The sequence below is a fragment of the Stenotrophomonas sp. YJH_SMC_80 genome (genome assembly GCF_059372495.1).
On sequence record NZ_JCAFVP010000004.1, the window covers coordinates 439887 to 447037 of the forward strand.

Below are 7151 nucleotides of genomic sequence, written 5' to 3' on the forward strand. Positions count from 1 at the left end.
GCAGCCCTGCAGTCAACCGGTATGCTTGCCCGGTTTCCCGCCGTAGGTCTTCCGCATGCGCATCATCAGTTTCAACGCCAATGGCATCCGTTCCGCCGCGACCAAGGGCTTCCTCGACTGGTTCCGTGCCCAGGATGCCGATGTCCTGTGCATCCAGGAAACCAAGGCCCAGGAAGACCAGCTGAGCGACCCGATGTTCCGCCCGGACGGCCACCACTGCTTCTACCGCGACGCCATTACCAAGAAGGGCTACAGCGGTGTGGCGATCTACAGCAAGCGCGAGCCGGACCAGGTCATCACGTCGCTGGGCTGGGCCCCGTTCGACGACGAAGGCCGCTACATAGAGGCACGCTACGGCAACCTCAGCGTGGTCTCCTTCTATATCCCGTCCGGCAGCTCGGGCGACCTGCGCCAGGGCTTCAAGTTCGAAGTGATGGAATGGCTGCGGCCGATCCTGGAGGAGTGGGCGCGCAGCGGCCGCGACTACGTGCTGTGCGGCGACTGGAACATCGTGCGTTCGGCGCTGGACATCAAGAACTGGAAGTCCAACCAGAAGAATTCCGGCTGCCTGCCGGAGGAACGCGACTGGCTCAACGCCCTCTGCGCCGACCACGGCCAGGCCACCGATGTCACCGCCGGCCGCGGCTGGGCCGATGCCTACCGCCTGCTCAACCCCACCGGCGAGGACTACACCTGGTGGAGCAACCGCGGCGCCGCCCGTGCCAACAACGTCGGTTGGCGCATCGACTACCAGTTCATCACCCCGGGCCTGCGTGACCGCCTGCGAAGCTGCTCGATCTACCGCGACGAGCGCTTCTCCGACCACGCCCCGTTCACCGTGGACTACGACCTGTGACCGAGGCTGCCAAGCCGCGCCGACCGTGGCAGCAGGTGTTGTCCAACCTGAGCCAGCGCAAGGTGCTGGCGATGCTGCTGCTCGGCTTCAGTTCCGGCCTGCCGATCTATCTGGTGGGCAACACGCTCGGCTTCTGGATGCGCAAGGAAGGCATCGAGCTGAGTACGATCGGCTTCCTGTCATGGGTCGGGCTGGCCTACACCATGAAGTTCCTGTGGGCACCGATCGTCGACAAGACCGACGTGCCTCTGTTCGGCCGCTTTGGCCGCCGCCGTGGCTGGATGCTGCTGTCGCAGCTGGTTGTGGTGGTGGGCCTGGTCGGCATGGCGCTGGTCCAGCCCAAGGGGGGCCAGATCCAGTTCCTGGGTATCGCCTGGCAGCACATCGTCGTGTTCGGCGTGATGGCCGTGATCGTGGCGTTTGCTTCGGCCACCCAGGACATCGTCATCGATGCCTGGCGCATTGAAAGTGCTGACAACAGCGAGCAGCTTGGACTGCTGACCTCATCCTCGGCACTGGGCTACCGCACTGCATTGCTGGTCACCGATGCGCTGATCCTGATCATCGCGGCCCGTGTCGGCTGGCAGGTCTCGTACGAGATCATGGCCGTGCTGATGGCGCTTGGCGTGGTGGCCGTGGTCATGGCCAGGGAACCCGCCAGGGAGGTGGCTGCCGTGCAGGCGCAGGCGACCTCGCTGTGGACACCGCGCGGATTGTTCGACGCCGTAGCAGGACCGTTCATCGCCTTCGTCCGCGAGCACCGCAGCGGCGCGATCCTGATCCTGGTGGCCATCAGCGTCTATCGCATGGCCGACTTCGTCATGGGGCCGATGGCCAACCCCTTCTACGTCGATCTCGGCCTGGACGAGGACACCGTGGGCGCGGTGCGTGGTTCGGTCGGGCTGGTCGCGACCTTCGTCGGTATTGCCGCAGCGGGCCTGGTCTCGGTCCGCTGGGGGGTGCTGGCGGCGCTGATGGTAGGCGCTGTGCTGGGGCCGGCCTCCAACCTGGCGTTTGCCTGGCTGGCCTATTCCGGCCCGGACACAACCCATTTCGCCGTGGCCATGGCAATCGACAACTTCGCCAGCGGCTTCGCCGGTACGGCGCTGATCGCCTACATGTCGAGCCTGACCAGCATTGGATACACCGCCACCCAGTACGCACTGCTGAGCTCGTTCTACGCGATGCCCGGCAAGGCGCTCAAGGGGCTCTCGGGGTGGTCGGTACAGACGCTCGCACAGGGCCGGACGCTGCTGGAAGGCTACGCGCTGTTCTTCGTCGGTACCGCGCTGGTGGCGATCCCGGTGGTGATCCTCTGCGCCCTGCTGATCCTGCAGCAGCGCCGTCGCCAGGCCGCCGGCTCGACCTGATTGCCTGCCCGCCCGGTCTGCGGGATCATCGCCCCGACGCGCCGAGGGGGCGGTGCCTTGCGAACGGGGAAGTGAGCATGGCCGACGTTGTGCTGCGGGATCTGGACCCGCTGCTGCTGGAACGTATCAAACGCGTCGCGGTCGCCCGCGGCTGGACCCACGAACAGACCTGTGCCGCCTTGCTGGAGCAGGGCCTGTTCAGCAGTGAACTGGAAGTCCGCTCCGGCTTCGGCGATCCGGAAGTGGATGCCCTGTCCGATGCCATTGCCGCCCTGCAGGCCTTGCCCGCAGGGCAGGGCTTCGATTAGCGGCCGCGCCGCAATGCTGTAGAGACGAGCCCACGTCCGGCTGCCCGGTAGATCCACGCCACGCGTGGATGGCGCCACCTCACGCCAGGTGGATCGCACCCAGGATCCGCGGGCCCTTAGCTCCGGTCACGCTTGGCAGGTTGCCGGCCAGCCCGTCCATCGTCCGCTGCGCCAGCCATGCGAAGCCCATCGCTTCCACGTACTCCGGGTCCAGCCCGTGCACGGCGCTGGATTCCACCTGCACGTCCGGCAGCCGCGCCGCCAGGCGCTTCATCAGCTGCCGGTTGCGTACCCCGCCGCCACAGACCAGCAGGCGGCGGGTCTGCGGCTGCTGCGCCAGCAGCGCATCGGCCACCGTTGCCACGGTCAGCTCCAGCAGGGTCGCCTGCACGTCGGCCGCCGCGTACTGGCCCTCGGCCATGTGCGCCTCGGTCCAGGCCAGGTGGAACTGCTCACGGCCGGTGCTCTTCGGCGGCGGCAGCGCGAACCACGGGTCCGAGCGCCAGCCCGCCAGCAGGCCCTCGTCCACCGCGCCGCTGGCGGCGTACGCGCCGTCGGCATCAAAGGTGCGGCCGGTGTGGCGCTGGCACCAGGCATCCATCAGCGCATTGGCCGGGCCGGTATCGAAGCCACGTACCGCACCTTCGCGCGGAATCAGGGTCAGGTTGGCGATACCGCCCAGATTGAGCACGGCGCGGTCTTCGTCGGCCGTGCCCAGCATGGCCAGGTGGAAGGCCGGCATCAGTGGCGCACCATGGCCCCCGGCCGCCACGTCGCGGCGGCGGAAGTCGGAGACCGTGGTGATCCCGGTCAACTCGGCGATGCGGTTGCCGTCGCCCAGCTGCACGGTGAAGGCGGGGTCGGCCAGCGGCCGGTGACGCACGGTCTGCCCATGCGAGCCGATCGCGCGCACCTGGCTGCGGTCCACGCCAGCCTCGGCCAGCAGCTGGTTGGCAGCCCCGGCGAAGCTCATCGCGATCCGGGCGTCCAGCTCGCCCAGCTCCTCCAGCGAATCCAGTGGACCACCTTCGCCCAGCGCCACCAGCCGTGCACGCAGCACCGGCTCCCAGCGGGCGGTCAGGCCGTGCACGAAGCGGCAGCCTCCGCCGGCAGGAAACTGCACCAGCGCGGCATCGATGCCGTCGGCACTGGTGCCCGACATCAGGCCAAGGTACAGGGGGGCGTCAGTGTCGGCAGTCGTGTTCATGGCGGGCATAAAAAAAGGACGCGGCAAGCTTGTGCTGCCGCGTCCTTCTTCGTCAACGCAGGGGCTCAGCCGCGCTTGCGGCCGGTGCTGCTCTTGTCCTTGGCGCTGGCCACCTCGGGGGCGGCCTCGTCGCGGCTGGTCGGTGCCGGGCTGGCATCGGCGTAGATCAGCTTCTCCATGCCCTGGATGCGGGCCATCGCCGGCGCGGTCTGCGCGCGGAAGGCGACCAGCTCGGCGCCCTTCAGCGGCTCCGGCGGCGGCATGGTCACGGTCAGTGGGTTGCGGTGCTCGCCGTTGACGCGGAATTCGTAGTGCAGGTGCGGGCCGGTGGCCAGGCCGGTCGAGCCGACATAACCGATCACCGTGCCCTGGGCCACCCGCTGGCCGGTCTTGATGTTCGCAAAGCGCGACATGTGCCCATACAGGGTGGTGTGGCCACGGCCGTGGTCGAGGATCACCACGTTGCCGTAACCGCGCTGCACGCCGGCGAACTGCACGCGGGCGTCGCCGGCGGCCATGATCGGGGTGCCGGTGCGCGCGGCGTAGTCCACGCCCTTGTGCATGCGCATCTTGCCCAGCACGGGGTGCTTGCGCGCACCGAAGGTCGAGCTCAGCCGCGCGAACGGGATCGGCATGCGGATGAAGCTCTTCTTCAGCGAACGGCCGTTGATGTCGTAGTACTCGGACTTGCCGTTGCGGTCGAAGCGGAAGCCGGAATAGGTCTTGCCACCGGTGGTGAAAGTCGCCGCCAGAATCTTGCTGGTGTCCACCTTCTCGCCTTCGCGCCAGGTTTCATCCATCACCACGCTGAAGCGGTCGCCCGGCTGCAGGTCCTTCGAGAAGTCGATGTCGTACTTGAAGATGTCGTCGGTCATCGTCGCGATCGCCGACGGCGACAGCCCGGCGCGGCGGGCCGCGGCATACAGCGAGCTGGTGATCTCGCCACTGGTGACCACCGTGCGCGTGGAGGTCTCGCGCTTGGTCACCTTCTCCTTGATGTCGTCACCGGCCAGGCTCAGCTCCACCCGGTTGTCGGCATCGCGGTCGAAGCGGATGCTGCGCAGGTCGCCGGACAGCGGCATGTCGAAGGCGATCTCGGCGCCCGGGCGAAGCTTGGTCAGCGCCTCGCGCGCGCCCGGGTGGTCCAGCACCCGGTGCAGGGTGGTCGCCGGGATACCGGCCTTGTCGAACAGATCGCTCAGGGTCTGGCCGCGTTCCACGCGCAGCACCTGCCAGCTGTCACCGGGCACCTGCTGCTGGCGGGCCATGGCCAGCGGCGGCAACGGCAGTGCCAGGCTGGTATGGCTGTCGGCAAAGGGGGCGTCGATGGTGTGCGAGAAGCCCGGCACGATCGTCGCCACCAGGGCGCCGATGGTCGCGAACAGGCTGGCATGCATCCAGTGGCGCCGGGTCCAGCGCTCGTTGAAGGCGGCGGGAAGATGTTGCCTGAGCTTCCGATGCAGGGCGTTGTCGTGCAGGACGTGGAGGCGTTCCTGGAAGCGCTGCTTGCGTGCGCGCCCTTGTTCGGAATTGTGCATCGGCGGTTTTTTCCTGGTGGCCCGGGAGCGGGGGCCTGATCGCCGGTTACCATAGACACCTGAGAAAACCGCGTCAAACCCTTGTGCCCATTGGCTTTTGTGAAGCCAATCGGGTTAACTTTGCTTTAACACCCCACACAAGAATCGGCGTTGCCGGGAGTAGTCACGTGTCCTCGATTGAAGAAGCCCTTGCCCAGATCGGCCGTGGTGCCGACGAGATCCTCAAGCTCGAGGATCTGCGTGCGCGCCTGCAGGAGGGCCGCCCGCTGCGGATCAAGGCCGGCTTCGACCCCACCGCGCCCGACCTGCACCTGGGCCACACGGTGCTGCTGAACAAGATGCGCCAGTTCCAGGACCTCGGCCACCAGATCATTTTCCTGATCGGCGACTTCACCGGCATGATCGGCGACCCGTCCGGCAAGAGCCTCACCCGCAAGCCGCTCAGCCGCGAGGACGTGCTGGCCAACGCCCGTACCTATGAGGAGCAGGTGTTCAAGGTGCTGGACCGCAGCCGTACCGAAGTCCGCTTCAACTCGGAGTGGTTCGGCAAGATGGGCGCGGCCGACATGATCCGCCTGGCCGGCCAGCACACCGTGGCACGCATGCTCGAGCGCGACGACTTCGCCAAGCGCTACGCCGCCCAGCAGTCCATCGCCATCCATGAGTTCCTGTACCCGCTGGTGCAGGGCTACGACTCCGTGGCCCTGGAGGCCGACGTGGAGCTGGGCGGTACCGACCAGAAGTTCAACCTGCTGATGGGCCGTGGCCTGCAGGAGCACCACGGCCAGAAGCCGCAGGTGGTGCTGACCATGCCGCTGCTGGAGGGCCTGGACGGCGTCAACAAGATGTCCAAGTCGCTGGGCAACTACATTGGCATCAGCGAACCGGCCATCGACATCGTCACCAAGACCATGAAGGTGGACGACACCCTGATGTGGCGCTGGATCGAGCTGCTGTCCTTCGACATCAGCCAGGCCGAAGCCGTGCAGCTGCGCGAGCAGGTGGCCAATGGCGGCCTGAACCCGCGCGTGGTCAAGCTGCGCCTGGCGCGTGAACTGGCGACCCGCTTCCACGACGCCGCAGCGGCCGAGCAGGCGATCGCCGGCTGGGAAGCGGCGGTGACCGGGCAGGGCGACATCACCCAGCTGCCGCTGCAGGACGTGGCGATCCCGGTCGAAGGCCTGCGTATCGCTGCGCTGCTGACCGCGGCCGGCCTGACCCCGAGCAACTCCGAAGCCAACCGCAAGCTCAAGGAGCGCGCGGTCAAGGTGGACGGCGAAGTAGTGGAAGATGGCCAGCAGGTGCTGCAGCCGGGCTTCGAAGGCCTGTTGCAGGTCGGCAAGCGTACGTTTGCCCGCGTGCGCCTGGTTGCTGCCTGAGACAAAGAAAGGGCCGGCGCTAGCCGGCCCTTCCTTATGCTCTTGTAGAGCCAAGCCCACGCTTGGCTGCTCTTCGCGGGAACCTACCGCAGCGCGCCGGATGAACGGATGCAACATCCGGTGAAAAAAATCGCCACACCCCCTTCACAAATGATGCGAATGGGGACATACTTCTCCTCCCCCGTCGCAGGGGTCGCCACCAAGGGGCTTCAGCGACAACAGGGCGCCCACCACCGCCGAACGAGATGATCGAACGAAGGTGTTGACGGACTGAAAAAGTCTGGCATAATGGGCGGCTCGCTACGAAGGAAACTTCGCAGAACACGGGAACGGCGCTGAGGCCACTTCCCAAGATCTTTGAAAGTATGCGCAGGTATCTTGTGAAGGCGCCTGCAGGAAGGATGATTGTCCATCTTGCAGACGTTTGATCAAGCAACTATTAATTGTTTTAAAGCAAGCGATACGTTGCCAGCATCAATCATCTGCAGCTTTA

General features: G+C 66.5%; 6 protein-coding genes. 4 read left to right on the top strand and 2 right to left on the bottom strand.

The features are described from left to right. Positions 1-55 precede the first annotated feature (55 nt). The 3 genes from AC5P99_RS10270 (at position 56) to AC5P99_RS10280 (ending at position 2534) form a co-directional block, all read left to right on the top strand. Positions 56-856: an exodeoxyribonuclease III gene (locus tag AC5P99_RS10270; protein WP_005407773.1), complete on the top strand. Its 801-nt coding sequence runs from the start codon at positions 56-58 to the stop codon at positions 854-856. Then, a complete protein-coding gene (locus tag AC5P99_RS10275) occupies positions 853-2226 on the top strand; it encodes an AmpG family muropeptide MFS transporter (RefSeq protein WP_005412009.1) in 1374 nt (457 codons plus the stop codon). Before AC5P99_RS10270 ends, AC5P99_RS10275 begins: the two co-directional genes overlap by 4 nt. 77 nt (positions 2227-2303) lie before the next feature. Next, positions 2304-2534, top strand: a complete 231-nt coding sequence (locus tag AC5P99_RS10280) for a hypothetical protein (RefSeq protein ID WP_005407775.1) — start codon at positions 2304-2306, stop codon at positions 2532-2534. 79 nt (positions 2535-2613) lie between these two features. Here the strand turns inward: AC5P99_RS10280 and AC5P99_RS10285 are convergent, their stop codons facing one another. Further along, positions 2614-3741 carry an anhydro-N-acetylmuramic acid kinase gene (locus tag AC5P99_RS10285; RefSeq protein ID WP_005407776.1) on the bottom strand — a complete coding sequence of 376 codons (1128 nt, stop codon included), beginning with the start codon at positions 3739-3741 and terminating at the stop codon, positions 2614-2616. Positions 3742-3806: 65 nt separating this feature from the next. Then, positions 3807-5279 carry a M23 family metallopeptidase gene (locus AC5P99_RS10290; protein WP_005407777.1) on the bottom strand — a complete coding sequence of 491 codons (1473 nt, stop codon included), beginning with the start codon at positions 5277-5279 and terminating at the stop codon, positions 3807-3809. A 167-nt stretch (positions 5280-5446) separates the two neighbouring features. Between AC5P99_RS10290 and tyrS the strand changes: the two genes are divergently transcribed. Then, positions 5447-6658, top strand: coding sequence for a tyrosine--tRNA ligase (tyrS, locus tag AC5P99_RS10295; RefSeq protein WP_495213121.1), 1212 nt, complete (start codon positions 5447-5449; stop codon positions 6656-6658). Positions 6659-7151: the final 493 nt, after the last annotated feature.

What these genes read in the sequence shown, in the direction of transcription:
- AC5P99_RS10270 (WP_005407773.1), top strand. Translation starts at nt 56, where the DNA reads ATGCGCATCATCAGTTTCAACGCCAATGGCATCCGTTCCGCCGCGACC.
- AC5P99_RS10280 (WP_005407775.1), top strand. Translation starts at nt 2,304, where the DNA reads ATGGCCGACGTTGTGCTGCGGGATCTGGACCCGCTGCTGCTGGAACGT.
- AC5P99_RS10285 (WP_005407776.1), bottom strand. Translation starts at nt 3,741, where the DNA reads ATGAACACGACTGCCGACACTGACGCCCCCCTGTACCTTGGCCTGATG.
- AC5P99_RS10290 (WP_005407777.1), bottom strand. Translation starts at nt 5,279, where the DNA reads ATGCACAATTCCGAACAAGGGCGCGCACGCAAGCAGCGCTTCCAGGAA.